Annotated in this window: 18 protein-coding genes and 1 tRNA gene; 7 read left to right on the top strand and 12 right to left on the bottom strand. The window is 63.5% G+C overall.

Annotation, left to right across the window (positions count from 1 at the left end; translation table 11 throughout):
• Positions 1 to 179: 179 nt before the first annotated feature.
• From U0988_RS09955 to U0988_RS09935, 5 genes are all read left to right on the top strand, one after another.
• Positions 180 to 1,871 (top strand): putative bifunctional diguanylate cyclase/phosphodiesterase, encoded by a 1,692-nt coding sequence (locus U0988_RS09955; RefSeq protein ID WP_322292468.1) that lies wholly within the window; start codon positions 180 to 182, stop codon positions 1,869 to 1,871.
• A gap of 77 nt (positions 1,872 to 1,948) precedes the next feature.
• Positions 1,949 to 2,758, top strand: coding sequence for a diaminopimelate epimerase (gene dapF, locus U0988_RS09950; protein ID WP_322292467.1), 810 nt, complete (start codon positions 1,949 to 1,951; stop codon positions 2,756 to 2,758).
• Positions 2,755 to 3,930: a MiaB/RimO family radical SAM methylthiotransferase gene (locus U0988_RS09945; protein ID WP_322292466.1), complete on the top strand. Its 1,176-nt coding sequence runs from the start codon at positions 2,755 to 2,757 to the stop codon at positions 3,928 to 3,930. Before dapF ends, U0988_RS09945 begins: the two co-directional genes overlap by 4 nt.
• On the top strand, positions 3,927 to 4,850 hold the full coding sequence (gene ftsY / locus U0988_RS09940; protein WP_322292465.1) for a signal recognition particle-docking protein FtsY: 924 nt from the start codon (positions 3,927 to 3,929) through the stop codon (positions 4,848 to 4,850). Before U0988_RS09945 ends, ftsY begins: the two co-directional genes overlap by 4 nt.
• Positions 4,850 to 5,518, top strand: a complete 669-nt coding sequence (locus U0988_RS09935; RefSeq protein WP_322292464.1) for an inner membrane-spanning protein YciB — start codon at positions 4,850 to 4,852, stop codon at positions 5,516 to 5,518. Before ftsY ends, U0988_RS09935 begins: the two co-directional genes overlap by 1 nt.
• Position 5,519: 1 nt before the next feature.
• On the opposite strand, the gene U0988_RS09930 is transcribed toward U0988_RS09935, so the two are convergent.
• From U0988_RS09930 to U0988_RS09885, 10 genes are all read right to left on the bottom strand, one after another.
• The gene (locus tag U0988_RS09930) at positions 5,520 to 7,445 is read right to left on the bottom strand and encodes a potassium transporter Kup (RefSeq protein WP_416172385.1); all 1,926 of its coding nucleotides are present in this window, start codon (positions 7,443 to 7,445) and stop codon (positions 5,520 to 5,522) included.
• Positions 7,446 to 7,567: 122 nt separating this feature from the next.
• Positions 7,568 to 8,200 carry a cytochrome c biogenesis factor gene (locus U0988_RS09925; protein WP_322292463.1) on the bottom strand — a complete coding sequence of 211 codons (633 nt, stop codon included), beginning with the start codon at positions 8,198 to 8,200 and terminating at the stop codon, positions 7,568 to 7,570.
• Positions 8,197 to 8,619 carry a cytochrome c-type biogenesis protein gene (locus tag U0988_RS09920; RefSeq protein WP_322292462.1) on the bottom strand — a complete coding sequence of 141 codons (423 nt, stop codon included), beginning with the start codon at positions 8,617 to 8,619 and terminating at the stop codon, positions 8,197 to 8,199. Before U0988_RS09920 ends, U0988_RS09925 begins: the two co-directional genes overlap by 4 nt.
• On the bottom strand, positions 8,616 to 9,143 hold the full coding sequence (locus U0988_RS09915; protein WP_322292461.1) for a DsbE family thiol:disulfide interchange protein: 528 nt from the start codon (positions 9,141 to 9,143) through the stop codon (positions 8,616 to 8,618). Before U0988_RS09915 ends, U0988_RS09920 begins: the two co-directional genes overlap by 4 nt.
• Positions 9,140 to 11,086, bottom strand: coding sequence for a heme lyase CcmF/NrfE family subunit (locus tag U0988_RS09910; protein ID WP_322292460.1), 1,947 nt, complete (start codon positions 11,084 to 11,086; stop codon positions 9,140 to 9,142). Before U0988_RS09910 ends, U0988_RS09915 begins: the two co-directional genes overlap by 4 nt.
• A complete protein-coding gene (gene ccmE, locus U0988_RS09905; RefSeq protein ID WP_322292459.1) occupies positions 11,083 to 11,565 on the bottom strand; it encodes a cytochrome c maturation protein CcmE in 483 nt (160 codons plus the stop codon). The genes U0988_RS09910 and ccmE overlap by 4 nt, the downstream gene beginning before the upstream one ends.
• A complete protein-coding gene (locus U0988_RS09900; protein WP_322292458.1) occupies positions 11,562 to 11,702 on the bottom strand; it encodes a heme exporter protein CcmD in 141 nt (46 codons plus the stop codon). The genes ccmE and U0988_RS09900 overlap by 4 nt, the downstream gene beginning before the upstream one ends.
• Complete coding sequence (gene ccmC, locus U0988_RS09895) at positions 11,702 to 12,439, bottom strand: heme ABC transporter permease CcmC (protein WP_322292457.1); 738 nt, start codon at positions 12,437 to 12,439, stop codon at positions 11,702 to 11,704. The genes U0988_RS09900 and ccmC overlap by 1 nt, the downstream gene beginning before the upstream one ends.
• A 79-nt stretch (positions 12,440 to 12,518) precedes the next feature.
• Positions 12,519 to 13,583: a Leu/Phe/Val dehydrogenase gene (locus tag U0988_RS09890; RefSeq protein WP_322292456.1), complete on the bottom strand. Its 1,065-nt coding sequence runs from the start codon at positions 13,581 to 13,583 to the stop codon at positions 12,519 to 12,521.
• Positions 13,584 to 13,675: 92 nt separating this feature from the next.
• Positions 13,676 to 13,752, bottom strand: a tRNA-His gene (locus U0988_RS09885).
• 205 nt (positions 13,753 to 13,957) lie between these two features.
• Here U0988_RS09885 and U0988_RS09880 point away from each other — a divergent pair.
• Both U0988_RS09880 and U0988_RS09875 read left to right on the top strand, forming a co-directional pair.
• Positions 13,958 to 14,590, top strand: a complete 633-nt coding sequence (locus tag U0988_RS09880; protein ID WP_322292455.1) for a 2OG-Fe(II) oxygenase — start codon at positions 13,958 to 13,960, stop codon at positions 14,588 to 14,590.
• Between the two features lie 3 nt (positions 14,591 to 14,593).
• A complete protein-coding gene (locus tag U0988_RS09875) occupies positions 14,594 to 14,908 on the top strand; it encodes a TraR/DksA family transcriptional regulator (RefSeq protein ID WP_322292454.1) in 315 nt (104 codons plus the stop codon).
• An 80-nt stretch (positions 14,909 to 14,988) separates the two neighbouring features.
• Here the strand turns inward: U0988_RS09875 and rpmE are convergent, their stop codons facing one another.
• Both rpmE and fabZ read right to left on the bottom strand, forming a co-directional pair.
• Positions 14,989 to 15,213 (bottom strand): 50S ribosomal protein L31, encoded by a 225-nt coding sequence (gene rpmE, locus U0988_RS09870; protein WP_160755484.1) that lies wholly within the window; start codon positions 15,211 to 15,213, stop codon positions 14,989 to 14,991.
• 107 nt (positions 15,214 to 15,320) lie between these two features.
• Positions 15,321 to 15,761 carry a 3-hydroxyacyl-ACP dehydratase FabZ gene (fabZ, locus tag U0988_RS09865; protein ID WP_322292481.1) on the bottom strand — a complete coding sequence of 147 codons (441 nt, stop codon included), beginning with the start codon at positions 15,759 to 15,761 and terminating at the stop codon, positions 15,321 to 15,323.
• Positions 15,762 to 15,785 lie beyond the last annotated feature (24 nt).

Below are 15,785 nucleotides of genomic sequence, written 5' to 3'. Positions count from 1 at the left end.
CCTATCGCGCGCACGGCTACTGCCTAAGCCGAAGTGCGTCCGCGGCGGCGCGATCACAGCGGATTGCCCTGTCCCCGCAAGACATTAACCCGATCTTTAGCAGCTGCAGCTATCAAACGAGCATCGATGTCCAGAAGCCAAATAACCTTGCTGCGAGCAGTACGGAAGTTGCGAGAGAGATGACCGAACAGACTGCCCTTCGGAAAGCCACGCAGAATACCGCCGGGCGGGATTTCGTTGCGCTGGGCATTTCTGCTGCCGCAATCCTGATGTTCGTCGGGATCGGTGGTGCGGTACTGCCGGAGGTTGTCAAGAACTGGGCAGGCACCGGGCCGGGGCCGGATACAATGCTGGTCAACGCGCTCCTGCTCAACATTGCCCTGATCATCTTCGGCTGGCGCCGCTACAGCGAATTGCTGCAAGAACTGGATCACCATCGGAAGGCGGAGGAAAGCGCCCGGCTGTTGGCCGAAACCGACGTGCTCACCAATTGCCTGAACCGCCGGAGCATCACGCCGGAAACGGATGCATTGATCGAACAGGCGAAACAGACGGGAAATCTAACCGCCTTTATCATGTTCGATCTGGATAATTTTAAACAGATCAACGATTGCAACGGCCATCAGGTGGGCGATCTGGTTTTGAAAACCACGGCTCAGCGGATGCAGAGCATGCTGCCTCCCGGAAGCCTTCTGGCGCGCCTGGGCGGGGATGAATTCGCCTGCGTCATCAGTTTCGAGAATTCCAACCGCGACCGCGTCGATCAACTCGTCGAACGGCTGATCGAAACCGTGTCCCAGCCGATTTCGAGCGGAGATCAGAAAGTGGAAATCACCATTTCCGCGGGTATTTCCACCACCGAAACCAGCTCCGATCCGGCGATTGGGCCGCTGGATGCGGAATGCCTTCTCCATTACGCCGATATCGCCATGTATCATGCCAAGAAACAGGGCCGGAACCGCTATTTCTGGTTCGAATCCGATATGGAATACCAACTGAAGCTGCGTAACGAATTGGAGGCGGGCATTCGCCGGGGCCTGAACAATGGCGAATTCGTGCCCTATTACGAACAGCAGATCGATCTCCACACCGGAGAGATCGCCGGCTTCGAAATGCTCGCGCGGTGGAATTCGCCGGAACTTGGCGTCGTAAACCCCGACATATTCATTCCCGTTGCGGAAGAAATGGGCGCGATCGGGGACTTGTCCGGTCAGTTGATCGAACAGGCGCTGGTGGATGCCGGTCAATGGGACCCCAGGATTACCCTGTCGGTCAACATCTCGCCGGTCCAGCTGCGGGATCCGTGGTTTGCCCAGAAAATGCTGAAATTGCTGGTGAAGCACAATTTCCCTGCCCAGCGGCTCGAGATCGAAATCACCGAATCCTGCCTGCACGAGAATCTCGCCCTCGTCCGTTCGATGATCACCAGCCTGAGAAACCAGGGAATCCGGATCAGCCTGGACGATTTCGGCACCGGCTATTCCAGTCTTTCGCAGCTGCAGTCGCTGCCGTTCGACCGGCTGAAGATCGATCGCAGTTTCGTGGGTGATCTGGCGCGCGGCAAGCGCGAACCGGGCACCAAGATCATCGACGCTATCATTTCGCTTGGTGACGGCTTCTCGATCCCGATTACCGCCGAAGGTATCGAAGATGAGGAAACCCTCGAATTGCTCAAGACCATGGGGCCGCTCAAGGGTCAGGGTTATCACTACGGGCTGCCGGAAACCGCTTCCGAAGTGAAGCACAGATTGGCGACTCTCGGTCGCTATCGGGCGAACGCCGCAACCGTTCCAGCGCAGCCGCGCGAGTCCGCCGGGCAAGAGGCTGCTGGTGCCGAACCGCAGCTCAAGGCGGGCGGCAGCGGCGCCTGACTGCCTAACCCGGCTTTCCGGCTGGCCCGAAGGCAAAACTGGACGATCCCGCTGCGGACGCATAGATGCGCCTGATCATGCGTGTTCCATTCATCAAGATGCACGGCCTCGGCAATGATTTCGTCGTGCTGGACGCGCGCGCCGATCCCTTGCCGCCGATCAGCAACGCGGTGGCCGCTGCCCTGGCCGACCGGCATACCGGGATAGGATGCGACCAGGTGATCCTGCTGCAATCCTCGGATGTGGCCGATTTCGCGATGCGCATCTTCAACGCCGACGGCGGCGAGGTCGAAGCCTGCGGGAACGCCTCGCGCGCGGTTGCCTTGCTTCACGGGGCGAAGGCTGCGGTCGAAACCGGCGGCGGAATCATCCATATCGAACCCGTCGGCCACGGTGCCCGGATCGACATGGGTACACCCGAATTCGAATGGGAAGCCATCCCGCTCGCCTATGCGATGGACACGTTGAACATGCCGGTGGCGTGGGAGGGGCTGGATCAGCCCGCCAGCGTCAATGTCGGCAATCCGCACGTGGTGTTCTTCGTCGAGGATTGCGACGCCGTGCCGCTGGACCGACTCGGGCCGCAGATTGAAACCGATCCGCTGTTCCCCGCCGGGATCAACGTCAATGTCGCCACGATCGAAAGCCCCGAAGCGATCCGCCTGCGCGTATGGGAACGCGGCGCCGGCCTGACCCGCGCCTGCGGCACCGGTGCCTGCGCCACGGCAATCGCGGCGATGCGGCGGGGGCTTGTCGGGCGCGAGACCCGCGTAGCGCTCCCGGGCGGCGCGCTGACCGTCGAATGGAACGAGGCGGGCAGGATCATTATGACCGGTCCGGCCAGCGAATCCTTTCGCGGAACGTTTGACTGGGGCGATTACGCATGAAGCCCGCTGACGTGATTACCCTGGGATGCCGGCTCAATCTCGCGGAAGGCGAGCGCATCCGCGCGATGCTGGCAGGCGAAACCGGGCTGGTGGTGGTCAACAGCTGCGCCGTCACGGCGGAGGCTGTGCGCCATACCCGCCAGGCGATCCGCCGCGCCCGGAGGGAACAGCCCGGCGCGCGGCTGCTGGTTACCGGCTGCGCGGCGGATATCGAACGCGAACAGCTGTCGGCCATGCCCGAAGTCGACGGATTGATTGCGAATGCCGACAAGCTGGACGCGCGGGCGTGGAACGTCCCCGCCGCCGCGCCGCCGGTTCCCTCCGGCCATAGCCGCGGTTTCGTGGCGGTGCAGAACGGCTGCGATCACGCCTGCACATTCTGCGTCATTCCGCAGGGGCGCGGGCCGAGCCGGTCGCTGACGATTGCCGAGGTGCTGCAGGAAGTCGGGCGCTGCATGGACTTCGGCGCGGCGGAAATCGTCCTGACCGGAGTCGATGTGACAAGCTGGGGCCAGGACCTGCCGGGCAAACCGCAGCTGGGCCAGCTGGTGCTGGCGATTCTCGAGGAATTTCCCCAATTGCCCCGCGTCCGAATGTCCTCGCTCGACGGGATCGAGATCGACCCGCTGCTGTTCGAACTGTTCGCGTCCGAACCCCGCGTGATGCCGCATCTCCATCTGTCGCTGCAGCACGGTCACGACCTGATCCTGAAGCGCATGAAGCGGCGGCATTCCCGGCGCGACGCTGCGGAACTGGTGGACCGGCTGCGCCAACGCCGACCGGACCTAGCCATCGGTGCGGATCTGATCGCGGGCTTCCCGACCGAGGACGAGACCATGCACGCCGCCAATCTGTCGATCATCGAGGAGCTGGATATCGTTCACGGCCATATCTTCCCCTATTCGCCCCGCCCCGGCACGCCTGCAGCCCGGATGCCGCAAGTTGCGGCACCGGTCATCAAGCAGCGCGCCGCCGACTTGCGCGGACGAGTGATCCAGCGCCGGGAACGCTGGCTCGACTCGCATATCGGCAAGCCGCTGCAGGTCCTTGCGGAGCGTGACGGAACCGGCCATGCGCCCGATTTCGCGCGGGTTGCCGTCCCCGACGGCGCGGCACCCGGCGCGGTTGTGACCGTTACCCCGGTCGCGCATGAAAAGGGTCTGCTGCGATGAGCGAAACAAGCTGGAAGGAACGGGTCTTCGGCGGCTTCCGCAAGACATCCGAACGGCTGTCGAGCAACCTTTCCGGCGTGGTCGGCACGGCCCGGCTGGACGATGCGACGCTCGACAATCTCGAGGACGCGCTGATCGTGTCCGATCTCGGCCCAGCGGCGGCGGCGCGCATCCGCGCCAGCCTGTCGGACAAGCGCTTCGGCCTGAACATCACCGAGCGGGAGCTAAAAGAGGCGGTCGCGGAAGAAATTGCCGAAATTCTGCGTCCCGTCGCCATTCCGCTGGAAATTACCGCCTTCCCCCGCCCTCAGGTGATCCTGGTTATCGGCGTCAACGGCAGCGGCAAGACCACCACCATCGCCAAGCTCGCGCATCTGTTCCAGGAAGACGATTACGGCGTCATGCTGGCCGCCGGGGATACATTCCGCGCCGCCGCGATCGGTCAGCTGGCCACCTGGGCCGAGCGGATTAACGTGCCGCTGATCCGCGGGCCGGAAGGCGGCGATCCCGCCAGTATCGTGTTCGACGCGGTGAAGGCGGCGACCGTCCAGGGCATCGACGCGCTGATAGTCGATACTGCCGGCCGGCTTCAGAACAAGCGCGAGCTGATGGACGAGCTGGAAAAGATCCGCCGCGTGCTCGGCCGTCTCAATCCCGAGGCACCGCACGACGTGGTGCTGGTGCTGGACGCGACCAACGGCCAGAACGCGCTGTCGCAGATCGAAATCTTTAAACAGGTGGCGGGGGTTACGGGGCTGATCATGACCAAGCTGGACGGTACCGCGCGCGGCGGCGTGCTGGTCGCGGCGGCGCAGCAATACGGCCTGCCGATCCACGCCATCGGCGTGGGCGAGAAAATCGACGATCTGCGGCCCTTCGATCCCGACCTGGTCGCCAAAGTCATTGCAGGAATTGCCTGATGTCCGAGAAGTCTCCCTATTCCCCTGCACCCCGGAAAAAGAACCAGGGTTCCGGTTGGCTGAACGTGGCCGTCGATTACGGCCCGCTGCTGGTGTTCCTCGGCGTCTATCTGTGGTCGAAACCCGATGGGGAGAACCTCGCGGGCCAGATTGCCGCCACGATCAAAGGCACCGCTGCCTTCATGGTCGCAGCGATCATCGCGCTCGCGGTGTCGAAATGGCGGTTGGGCAAGGTCTCGCCGATGCTGTGGCTGTCCACTGGCCTGATCATCGTGTTCGGCGGCATAACCATCTACTCCGGCGATCAGCGATGGATTCAGGCGAAGCCGACGGCGGTTTACGTAGTTTTCGGCGCCGCTCTGCTGATCGGCTGGTGGATAGGCCGCGCCGTGCTCAAAATCCTGCTCGAAGCCGCGTTCGAGGGATTGTCGGACGAAGGCTGGCTGATCCTGTCGCGCAACTGGGGGATATTCTTCCTGTTCCTCGCCGTACTCAACGAAGGCATCGTCGCTTTCGCCAGTTTCGAAAGCTGGCTGTGGGCGAAGTTCTGGGTGTTCATGCCGCTGACCTTCCTGTTCACCTTTTCCCAGATCCCGATGCTGCTGAGGCATGGTCTGGGCGCGGAAGGGGTGGAGGAAGAAGAGCAGAATCCGCCGCCCGTCGGATGAGTCAGATTTTCACCTGACTGCCCAGTTCGACCACCCGATTGGTGGGCAAGCGGAAAAACTCCATTGCGGTCGCCGCATTGCGCAGCATCCACGAGAAGATCTTCTCACGCCAGATCGGCATTCCCGGCTTGTCGGATGGCAGCAGCGTCTGCCGCGACAGGAAGAAGCTGGTCTGCATCATGTCGAACTTGCCGCCGCACATCTCCATCTGCTTCAGTGCGGCGGGCACGTCGGTTTCCTCCATGAAACCGTAATGGATCACGGCGCGGAAGAACCCTTCGCCGAGGTCATGGATCTCATACCGGCATTCCGGATCGACATAGGGAATTTCGGCAATCTGCACCGTCAGGATCACGACCCGCTCGTGCAGCACCTTGTTGTGCTTGATATTGTGCAGCAGCGCGGAAGGAACCCCGCCGGTGCTGGAGGCCATGAAGATCGCCGTACCGGAAACGCGCGTGGCGCTGTTATGCGCCGATTTGGCGAATATCTCGATCGGCAGCGCCACTTCGGTCATCCGGTCGCGCATCAGCTTGCGCCCGCGGGCCCAGGTGGTCAGCAAGGTGAAGGCTATCGCGCCGATCAGCAGCGGGAACCAGCCGCCATCGGCGACCTTCATCATATTGGCCGCGAAATAGGCCCCGTCCACGATCAGGAAAACCAGCACCACTGGCGCGGCATACCACCATTTCCATTTCCACACACCGACCAGCAGGACCGCCATCAGCAGGGTATCGATCGTCACCGCACCCGTCACTGCAATGCCGTAAGCGGACGCAAGGCTCGAACTGGTCTGGAACATCAGCACCAGCATGATGACGGCGATCATCAGCGCCCAGTTCATCGCCGGAATGTAGATCTGACCGGCTTCCGTCTCGCTCGTATGCCGGATCGACAGGCGCGGGATGAAACCCAGCTGCATCGCCTGGTGCGTGATCGAGAATGCGCCGGTGATGACCGCCTGGCTGGCGATGAAAGTGGCAAAGGTGGCCAGGAAAACCAGCGGCAGACGCCACATTTCGGGCGCGAGGAAGTAGAACGGGCTCTGGATCGCTCGCGCGGCGGATTCCGCATCGAGGCTGGTGATCATCGCTCCCTGGCCGAAATAATTGAGCAGCAGGCACGGCATGACGAAGCCGAACCACGACAGGCGCATCGGGCCGCGTCCGAAATGGCCCATGTCGGAATACAGCGCCTCCGAACCGGTTACCGCCAGGACGACCGAACCGAGCGCGAGAAACGCCAGCATTCCGTCGGTCAGGAAAAACTGGACGGCATACCACGGGTTCAGCGCCGCCAGGATGCCGGGGTTCTGCACGATCTGCACGAGGCCCAGCCCGGCGATCACCGTAAAGTAAACGATCATCACCGGCGCGAAGAGTGCCGCGACTTTCTGGGTCCCGCGGGCCTGCAAGATGAAAAGGCCAACCAACAGGGCCAGTGAGATGGGAATCACCAACGGGGCAAGGCTTTCCTGGACCACGGTCAGCCCCTCCACCGCCGAAAGGACCGAAATTGCCGGCGTGATCATGCTGTCCCCATAGAACAGCGATGTCGCCAGGACCCCCAGCAGCACGGTCATCCAGCCGTATTTGGTTTTCCCGATCTGGCGCGAAATCAGCGCGACAAGCGCCAGGCTGCCTCCCTGCCCCTTGTTGTCGGCGTTGAGCAGGATTGTCACATACTGGATCGACACCACCAGCGTCATTGACCAGAATATCAGGCTGACCACACCATACACGTGCAGTTGGTCGAGCGCGAGCGGGTGATGCCCGACAAAGGTTTCCCGAAACGCGTAAAGCGGGCTGGTGCCGATGTCGCCAAACACGATGCCGACCGCACCGACCGCCAGCTTGGTCATGGAGGAGCCGTGGGCGCTTTCCTTTCCGACCGGCGGCCGGATTTCATGATTTGCGGTATCGCTCATTGAAATGGAAATTCAGGTCGCATGGCTGGGCTGCCTTTCAAGCGGCGCAAAGGGCGGTGGCGGCGCTTAGCAGCATCACTTTGGACCCGCAACCGATTGCCGCCTGCCCCGCAGCACCTGTCTCACTCGCGGACGGCCTGCATCAGCAACTCGTCGAGCCGTGCCAAGCGCTCTTCCATCTGCCCGCGCCACGGCGCGTCGGCGGGCGCCTGTTCAAGCGTTTGCGCCCACAATTGCCGCGCTTCCAGCGGGCGGCCCGACCGGATCAGAGCCACGCCGAGGAAATAGGAAGGGCCGGGGTGATTGGGCAGCACCGCCTGCGCCTGTCCATAAGCGTAGAGCGCTGCGGGCGTCAGCGTACCATCGGCGTGTTCGACCAGCGCGTTCGCCAGTGCGAGCCAGGCTTCGCCGTCGTTCGAATTCTGCGACACAGCCCCGCTGAGGATCCCCGCTGCATCCTCGAACTGGCCGCGCCGGGCAAATCCGTCGGCCACGGTCACGAACCGGCTTGCCGGGCGGCCGGGATCGAACATCTGCCGCCGCGCCTCGACCAGCGCCATATTGCCGGCATTGGCTTCGGGCGTCGGCGTGCTCGGCGACCCGGCCATGCCCGGGGATCCCTGCAACGCATATCCGGTCAGGCCGAACAACAGCGCAGCGCCGAACAGCGCCCATCCGCTGCGCGGCAATTTGACCACGAAGGCAGCCAGCACGAACGCCAGCAAGGCGAGTGCGATCAACGGAAGCCAGATCATGTACGTCCCCTCAATCGCCGCCAGAGGATGATCCCCGCCACCAGCACCAGCAGCAAGGGCACCGCGAACAGCGGCCAGGTGGTCTTGCTCACCGTGGGTGCATAACTGACATAATCGCCGTAGCGCGCGACCAGCCAGGCACGGATCGCTTCGGGTTCTTCCCCGGCGGCGATGCGGGTGCGCACCTGATGGCGCATATCCCCCGCCATCGGGGCGTCGCTATCGGCAATCGACTGGCTCTGGCATTTGAGACAGCGCAGCGTTTCCATCAAATCCTGCGCCTTCGCTTCCTGCTGCGGATCGGCCAGTTGGTTGTAGGCGTAGGGCGCGGGCGGCATGGAATCCTGCGCCGCGGCGGGCATTGTGGTGGCGGCGAAAACAAGGACGAAAAGCGCGAACATCGCTTTGAGACCGATCATCTGGCCGCCTCCAGTTCACGCATCAATACCGCCACGTTGCTGGCCCTTATGTCGCCGATGTGCTGGTAGCGGATGTTGCCCTGCCCATCGATCACGAAGGTTTCCGGAACCCCGGACGAACCGATGGCCAGCTGCAGTTCGGACAAATCGTCAGACCCGATGCGGCTGTAGGGGTTGCCGTAATTCGCCAGGAACCGTGCGACATCCTCGGGCCGGTCACGGATTGCCACGCCCACGATATCCGCCCCCTGCCGCCGCAGAGCCTCGAGTTGCGGGGCCTCCGCAATGCAGGGGATGCACCAGCTGGCCCAGACGTTGAGCAACCGCGGCTTGCCGTCGCGCAGCGCCTGCGCCGACAGGCCGGGGCGATCGGCGCTGGCGGGCGGCAAGTCGAATTCGGGCAGCGGCTGGCCAATCATGGTGCTGGCGATGAATTCGTCCTTCGGCTGCGTCAACTGATAGGCCGCCACCCCGATGAACATCAGGAACAGCCCCAGCGGCACCCACAGAGTCCAGCGGATCATTGCGCCGCCTCCGCCCGCCGGTCGGCGACGCGTGATTTGATGCTGCGGCGCTTCAGGTCGGCCATCAAACGCCCGATCAGCGCCAGCAATCCGCCAAGTGCGATCAGCATCCCGCCATACCAGATGAAGGGCACGAAAGGCTTCCACCACAGCCGCAATTGCCACCGGCCTTCACCAACCTGACGGCCGATCACCGAATAAAGCTGACCGTTCCAGCGGGTGGTCAGCGCGCTTTCGGTGGTTTCCTGCGCGGGTGACCAGAAATTGCGCGACTGAGGGTCCACTTCCGTGGCGGTCCCGCCCTTGTAGCTGACCAGCAACCGCCCCTCCAGCGCCGTCCAGTTTGGCCCAGCTGTCGGCCGGACTTCCGCGAGCACGACCGTCCACGGCCCGACTTCGGTGCTGCCCCCGACATCGACCGCGGCCAGCGTCTCTTCGGAAAAGGCGCTTTCGCTGGCCATGCCGAACAGGGCGACGGCGATTCCGAAATGCGCGATCATCATCCCCCAGGTGGAAATCGGCAACAGCCGCAATTTGCGCCCGCGGATCGGCATGAAGCTGCCCACCGCCAGGCCGAGCGCGAGGACCAGCCCGAGCAAGGGCAGGATCGCGATCTCGGTCAGCAGCGACACCAGAATCAGCGCGGCCAGTGCGACGGCGCCGATGATCGCCAGCGGCACCCTGATCCGCGTCAGGCTGTCCTTGCGCCAGCGCAGCAGCGGGCCAACTGCCATGACGATCAGCATCGGCACCACGAAAATGGCCCCCACCGGATTGAAATAGGGCGGCCCCACCGACACCCTTACGTCGAACGCCTCGGTGAGCAGCGGGTACAGCGTTCCGACCAGCACGATCCCCAGAATCGCGCTCAGCATCACGTTGTTGAACACCAGCGCCCCTTCGCGGCTGGTCGCGGAGAATCGCTCGCCTTCCGACACGGTCCCCGCGCGCAGGGCAAACAGCAGCAGCGCACCGCCGATGTAAAGCACCAGCAGGCCGAGGATGAAGGTGCCGCGTTCCGGATCGACGGCAAAGGCGTGGACGCTGGTCAGGATGCCCGACCGGACAAGAAACGTCCCGACCATCGACATGGAGAATGCCACCACGCCGAGCATGATCGTCCACGCCCTTAGTGCGTCCCGCGACGCCAGCACGCTGGCGGAATGGAGCAGCGCGGTCGCCGCCAGCCACGGCATGAGGCTGGCGTTTTCCACCGGGTCCCAGAACCACCAGCCGCCCCAGCCAAGTTCGTAATAGGCCCAGTAACTGCCCGCAGTGATCCCCAGCGTCAGGAAAACCCACGCGCCGAGCACCCATGGCCGCATCGCGCGGGCAAAGTCGGGGGTGACTTGCCTGGTCAGCAAGGCCCCGACCGCGAAACTGAACGCCACCGACAACCCGACATATCCGATGTAGAGCGTCGGCGGATGGAACACGAGGCCGATGTCCTGCAGCAGCGGGTTGAGGCCCATGCCTTCCAGAGCGGGCTGCGGCAACCGTTCGAACGGGTTGGAACTGAGCAGCAGGAACGCGTAGAATCCGATGCCGACAAAGGCCTGCGCGGCGAGCGTCGCCAGCATGGTCTTTTCAGGCAGGCGGCGCTCCACCGCCGCGATCAACGCACCGGCCAGCGCCATCACCGTGATCCATAGCAGCATCGAACCTTCGTGATTGCCGAACGCGCCCGACAGTTTGAACAGCATCGGCTTTTCCGAATGCGAATTCATCGCCACCAGCTTCACCGAAAGGTCGGTCTGCGCGAACAGCACCAGCAGCATCAGGAAGGAAAATCCGGCCAGCAGGCCCTGCACGATCGCGGCGGGCCGCACGAGGGCAGCCAGTTCTTCCCCGCCTTCCCGCTGCGCCAGCGCCCCGGCGACGAGTTGCAGCGCGGCCAGCGCAGCGGCGAGCCATAGTGCCGCAAGCCCCAGTTCAGCGATCATGTGCCGGGGTCCAATGGTTCTGCAACAGTTTCCGCCACCACTTCGCGCGCCTGGTGTTCGGTCATTTCCTCGAGCTCGCGCGGGATGTAATTCTCGTCATGCTTGGCGAGCAGATTGTCGGCCACGAAGGTGCCGCCTGGGTCCAGCCGCCCTTCCGCGACCACGCCCGACCCTTCGATGAACAGATCGGGCAGGATCCCGGCGAAGCGAACCGGCACGGTCGCCTCGCCGTCACCCACCACGAAGGCGAAGGTCACGCCGTCGGCTTCGGTCTTCAGCGATCCCGCCTGCACCATGCCGCCCAGCCTGACGGCGTCGCCGGGGGCGGGCGGATTGGCGACCATCTGGGCCGGGACATAAAAATAGCTCGCCTGGTTGCGCAGCGCATAAGCGGCCAGCAGGCCCGCCCCGACCAGCGCAACCAGGGCGATCACGATCAGGATCAATCGCTGGTGTTTGGCCTTCAGTCCGGTCGTCATTTCCGTCTCACTTCATCGCGGCGCTTCTCCGCGGCGCGCATCGCTAGCCAACTCCACACCACCAGCGCCAGGATCGCCGCAACGCCCACTGCATAGGCGGCGACCACGAACAGATGCTGGTCCAGCCCTTCACGCATCAGGCGGCCCCGAGTGTTTCCGCGCCCAGCGCCTTGCGGCGCAACCGGGCTTCCGTCTGCACCTCCGCGAGCAAGGCCCGCATCCGGGCCAGCACGACGCCGCCGAACAGCAGCGAGAACCCGAGCACGGCAACCAGCAGCGGGATCAGAAATTCATTGTCGATCGCGCTTTTGCCCATGGTAATGCTGGGCGGCTGGTGCAGCGATTGCCACCATACGACCGAACGGTTGATGATCGGGATATTGACGGCCCCGACCAGCCCGAAGATCGCTGGAATCCGGCTGGATCCGCCATCGCGGGCAACCGCCTGCGCCAGCGCGATATAGCCGATATACAGGAACATCAGCACCAGCATCGATGTCAAGCGGCCGTCCCATACCCACCAGGTGCCCCATGTGGGGCGCCCCCAGATCGATCCGGTGGCCAGGCAGATCACGGTAAAGACCAACCCCGGCACCGCTGCACCGCGCGCGGCCAGGCTGGCCAGCGGATGCCGCCAGACAAGAAATACCAGACTGGAGATCGCAATCGCAGTCCAGCCGCCCATCCCCAGCCAGGCGGACGGCACGTGCAGGAAAAGAATCCGGACGGTTTCGCCCATCAGCCGGTCGGGAGGGACCTTGAAATACCCCCAGCCGAGCGCCGCAGCCGTGATGATCAGGCCGCTGATCAGCAGGGTCGGGGTAAGCCAGCGCGCGATTTCGAGAAAGCGCTTGGGGTTAGCAAAGCCATGCATTGTTAAGCGTTCCGTCTGGACGCTGCTTTGGCAGGACGGACCCCGGCTCGCAAGCGAAACCAACCGTAAATTAGCCGATTTAGCGCCCGATCAGCGTCTGGGCCATTCGGTCGGCAACCACATCGGATGAAACACCGGTCGCGTCCGATTGCTGCCAGATTTCTTCCAGCCGCCCGGGTATCTGCACCAGCCGCTTGCGGACTTCATTGATGTCGCAAGGCTGGCCGTTCTGCCGGGCGAGATATTCCAGGGCCACGCTGATGATGCCGCCCGCGTTGATGACGTAATCGGGGGCATACAGGATTCCGCGGTCCGCCAGCTGCTGGCCGTGGCCGGCGCGCGCCAGCTGGTTGTTGGCGCCGCCCGCGACGATCGGCGCGTCGAGCCGCGCAATACCTTCGTCGTCGAGGATTGCGCCTAGTGCGTTGGGACTGAACACATCGCAGGCGATGCCCATGATCGCGTCGGGCGCGGCGGTTTCGGCGTCCAGCTCGCGGGCCAGCGTCGCTGCGCGGTCCTGGTTGATATCGGACAGCACCAGCCGGGCACCTTCCTGCGCCAGCAACCGGGCCACGCCGCCGCCGACGCTGCCGGTACCCTGCACCGCGACCCGCACTCCGGCGAGACTATCCTTGCCCAATTTGTGCCGCACCGCCGCCTTGATGCCGTGGAAGATACCCATCGCGGTGAACGGTCCGGGATCGCCGCCGGCAGAGTCCGCGCCCTTTACCGGAAGTCCGGAGACATAGTTCGTGCGGCGGGAAACCGCGACCATGTCGGCTTCGGCGATCCCGACATCCTCGGCAGTGACATAGCGGCCATGCAGCGCTTCCACCGCATCGCCGAAAGCGGCCAGCAGTTCCGGGGTCTTGCCGCCATTTTCAGGTGCCAGGATCACGGCCTTGCCGCCGCCCATCGGAAGGCCGGCCATCGCGTTCTTGTAGCTCATCCCGCGGGACAGGCGCAGCGCGTCGCGCAGGGCATCCTTGCCGTCAGGATAGTGCCAGAACCGGGTTCCGCCAGCGCCGGGGCCGAGATGCGTGGAATGCAGCGCAATGATCGCGGTCAGGCCCGACGCGCGGTCCCGCACCAGCTGAACCAGCTCGTGATCGTCGAAATCCGCTTCGGTCCAAAATGCCGTCATCACTCGCCGTCCCGCTGTGGCGCGCACGCCACCATCGGTGACTGCGGCACTTGATTGCTGCACCTGATTTCGCAGTGCAAAAACGGGGGAAATGGGGCGATCGAGGGGTCTTGAACCCCCGACCTCCGGTACCACAAACCGGCGCTCTAACCAACTGAGCTACGATCGCCACATGCCCCAGGGCCAGCCGATCGGCGTGCCATGTAGTGGGGCTGATACGCTTGCAGAAGCGGCGGTCAAGTCGCTTCCGGCAAGGCGGCGTGCCTGTTGCATAGCTACCCCGGTTTGGGAAGCAAAAACTGCGCGGGGGCCGATTTTGCGTAAGAATATTACAATGCTTGCCCGGCGGCGATGGTCGGGTATCACTGTTCGCGATGAAAGCGCCTTGCGAATCCAGCGCCGAACATTTGACCCGCTGGCCGGGTGTCCAGCGCATCCCGTCGGGCAAGCTGGAAATCTTCCAGCTGCGGGGCTTTCTCGATCCGGGCCATTGCCGCGCGCTGATCGAATTGATCGACGCCGGGCGCCGCCCCTCCACCATCGCGGACGACAACGGGGACCACTATTTCCGCACCAGCGAAACCTGCGACCTCGATGCCGGTGAACCGGCGGTTGAGGAACTGGAGCGGCGACTGCTTGCCTTGTCCGGAATCGAAGCCCGGTTCGGCGAGCCGGTCCAGGGCCAGCGTTACGATGTCGGCCAGGAATTCAAGCCGCACACCGACTATTTCGCGCCCGGCGGACGGGATTACGATACCTATTGCTCGGTCGCCGGGCAGCGCAGCTGGACCTTCATGGTCTATCTGAGCGAGGTGGCGAGCGGCGGCGGCACCCGCTTCAAGGCGCTGGGCAAGATTTTCCGGCCTGAGACGGGCAAATTGCTGTGCTGGAACAACCGCCTGGCCGATGGCAGCGTGAACCCCAACACCCTCCACCATGGCATGAAAGTGCGCAAGGGCCTGAAATATGTGATAACCAAATGGTACCGTGAGAAACCTTGGGGATGAGAAATGACCGAGTACAGCGAACTGGCCGATCAATTGCGAGGGCGATTGAATGATCTCATCAACCGGGCAGAAGTGATCGAGGATGATCTCAGGCACCCGCTGGACAAGGATTGGGAAGATCAGGCGATCGATCTGGCCGATGACGAGGCGCTTGAAGGTGTCGATGAAGTCTTGCGCAAGGAAATCCAGCAAATCCGCCTGGCGCTGCTCAGGATCGAGAATGGCACCTATGGCACCTGCGCCAAATGCGGCGATGAAATCGGATTGGAGCGCCTGAAGGTGCGGCCAATCGCGACCCGCTGCATTGCCTGCGCCTGACCCCGGAACCAAAAAAGGCGGCCCTGTTGGCCGCCTTTTTCAAAACGATCGAACGACCGCCTGGGTTATTGGACTGACAATCACTTCTTGAGGGTGAGCCCGCCGAAACGCTTGTTGAACTGGGCGACGCGGCCGCCTTCCTGGATCTGCTGCTTGCCGCCGGTCCAGGCCGGGTGGCTGGTCGGATCGATTTCCAGCGTCATGGTGGCGCCTTCGGTGCCCCAGGTGGAGCGCGTCTGGAATTCGGTGCCATCGGTCATTTTGACGTTGATGGTATGGTATTGGGGGTGCGTATCGGCCTTCATGGCTCAAGTCTCCGTGCAGGTGACCGGTACCGACCGGTCTGGCAATGAATTGGAAAGGCGCGCCTCTAGGGTGGTGCGCCGCAAATTACAACCGCAAAGTATCGCCCTCAGGCCGCTTCCGCCGGAGGATCGGCAATCATGGCGGTGAACTTCACTTCGCTGGCGATCTTGTCGCCGACCATCGCGCGGCCCCAGAACTTGCACACCCGGGCGCGTTTCTGCACGAATCCGACATGGAGGTCGAGCAGGCAGCCGGGTTCGACCGGGTTGCGGAACTTCGCTTCCTCGATCGCCATGAAATAGACCAGCTTGCCGGATCCGGCGAGGTCGAGCGTTTCGATCGCCAGGATCGCCGCGGCCTGCGCCATGGCCTCGATCTGGAGCACACCGGGCATGATCGGGCGTCCCGGAAAATGCCCCTGGAAGAACTGCTCGTTGAAGCTGACCGCCTTGATGGCGTGGATTTCCTCGCCGATGGTCAACGACTGGACGCGGTCCACCAGCAACAGCGGATAGCGATGCGGCAGGGCCTTGAGTATCTGCCCGATGTCATAAGCGGGCGCGCCGCTTGT

This window comes from Allopontixanthobacter sp. (assembly GCF_034376665.1).
In the GTDB taxonomy this organism is placed as follows: domain Bacteria; phylum Pseudomonadota; class Alphaproteobacteria; order Sphingomonadales; family Sphingomonadaceae; genus Allopontixanthobacter.
The sequence above is the reverse complement of the archived record's forward strand: the minus strand, read 5'-3'. Positions and strand labels throughout refer to the sequence as shown.

Coding starts and splice junctions, on each gene's coding strand:
- U0988_RS09955 (WP_322292468.1), top strand. CDS start 180: ATGACCGAACAGACTGCCCTTCGGAAAGCCACGCAGAATACCGCCGGG.
- dapF (WP_322292467.1), top strand. CDS start 1,949: ATGCGTGTTCCATTCATCAAGATGCACGGCCTCGGCAATGATTTCGTC.
- U0988_RS09945 (WP_322292466.1), top strand. CDS start 2,755: ATGAAGCCCGCTGACGTGATTACCCTGGGATGCCGGCTCAATCTCGCG.
- ftsY (WP_322292465.1), top strand. CDS start 3,927: ATGAGCGAAACAAGCTGGAAGGAACGGGTCTTCGGCGGCTTCCGCAAG.
- U0988_RS09935 (WP_322292464.1), top strand. CDS start 4,850: ATGTCCGAGAAGTCTCCCTATTCCCCTGCACCCCGGAAAAAGAACCAG.
- U0988_RS09930 (WP_416172385.1), bottom strand. CDS start 7,445: ATGAGCGATACCGCAAATCATGAAATCCGGCCGCCGGTCGGAAAGGAA.
- U0988_RS09925 (WP_322292463.1), bottom strand. CDS start 8,200: ATGATCTGGCTTCCGTTGATCGCACTCGCCTTGCTGGCGTTCGTGCTG.
- U0988_RS09920 (WP_322292462.1), bottom strand. CDS start 8,619: ATGATCGGTCTCAAAGCGATGTTCGCGCTTTTCGTCCTTGTTTTCGCC.
- U0988_RS09915 (WP_322292461.1), bottom strand. CDS start 9,143: ATGATCCGCTGGACTCTGTGGGTGCCGCTGGGGCTGTTCCTGATGTTC.
- U0988_RS09910 (WP_322292460.1), bottom strand. CDS start 11,086: ATGATCGCTGAACTGGGGCTTGCGGCACTATGGCTCGCCGCTGCGCTG.
- ccmE (WP_322292459.1), bottom strand. CDS start 11,565: ATGACGACCGGACTGAAGGCCAAACACCAGCGATTGATCCTGATCGTG.
- U0988_RS09900 (WP_322292458.1), bottom strand. CDS start 11,702: ATGCGTGAAGGGCTGGACCAGCATCTGTTCGTGGTCGCCGCCTATGCA.
- ccmC (WP_322292457.1), bottom strand. CDS start 12,439: ATGCATGGCTTTGCTAACCCCAAGCGCTTTCTCGAAATCGCGCGCTGG.
- U0988_RS09890 (WP_322292456.1), bottom strand. CDS start 13,583: ATGACGGCATTTTGGACCGAAGCGGATTTCGACGATCACGAGCTGGTT.
- U0988_RS09880 (WP_322292455.1), top strand. CDS start 13,958: ATGAAAGCGCCTTGCGAATCCAGCGCCGAACATTTGACCCGCTGGCCG.
- U0988_RS09875 (WP_322292454.1), top strand. CDS start 14,594: ATGACCGAGTACAGCGAACTGGCCGATCAATTGCGAGGGCGATTGAAT.
- rpmE (WP_160755484.1), bottom strand. CDS start 15,213: ATGAAGGCCGATACGCACCCCCAATACCATACCATCAACGTCAAAATG.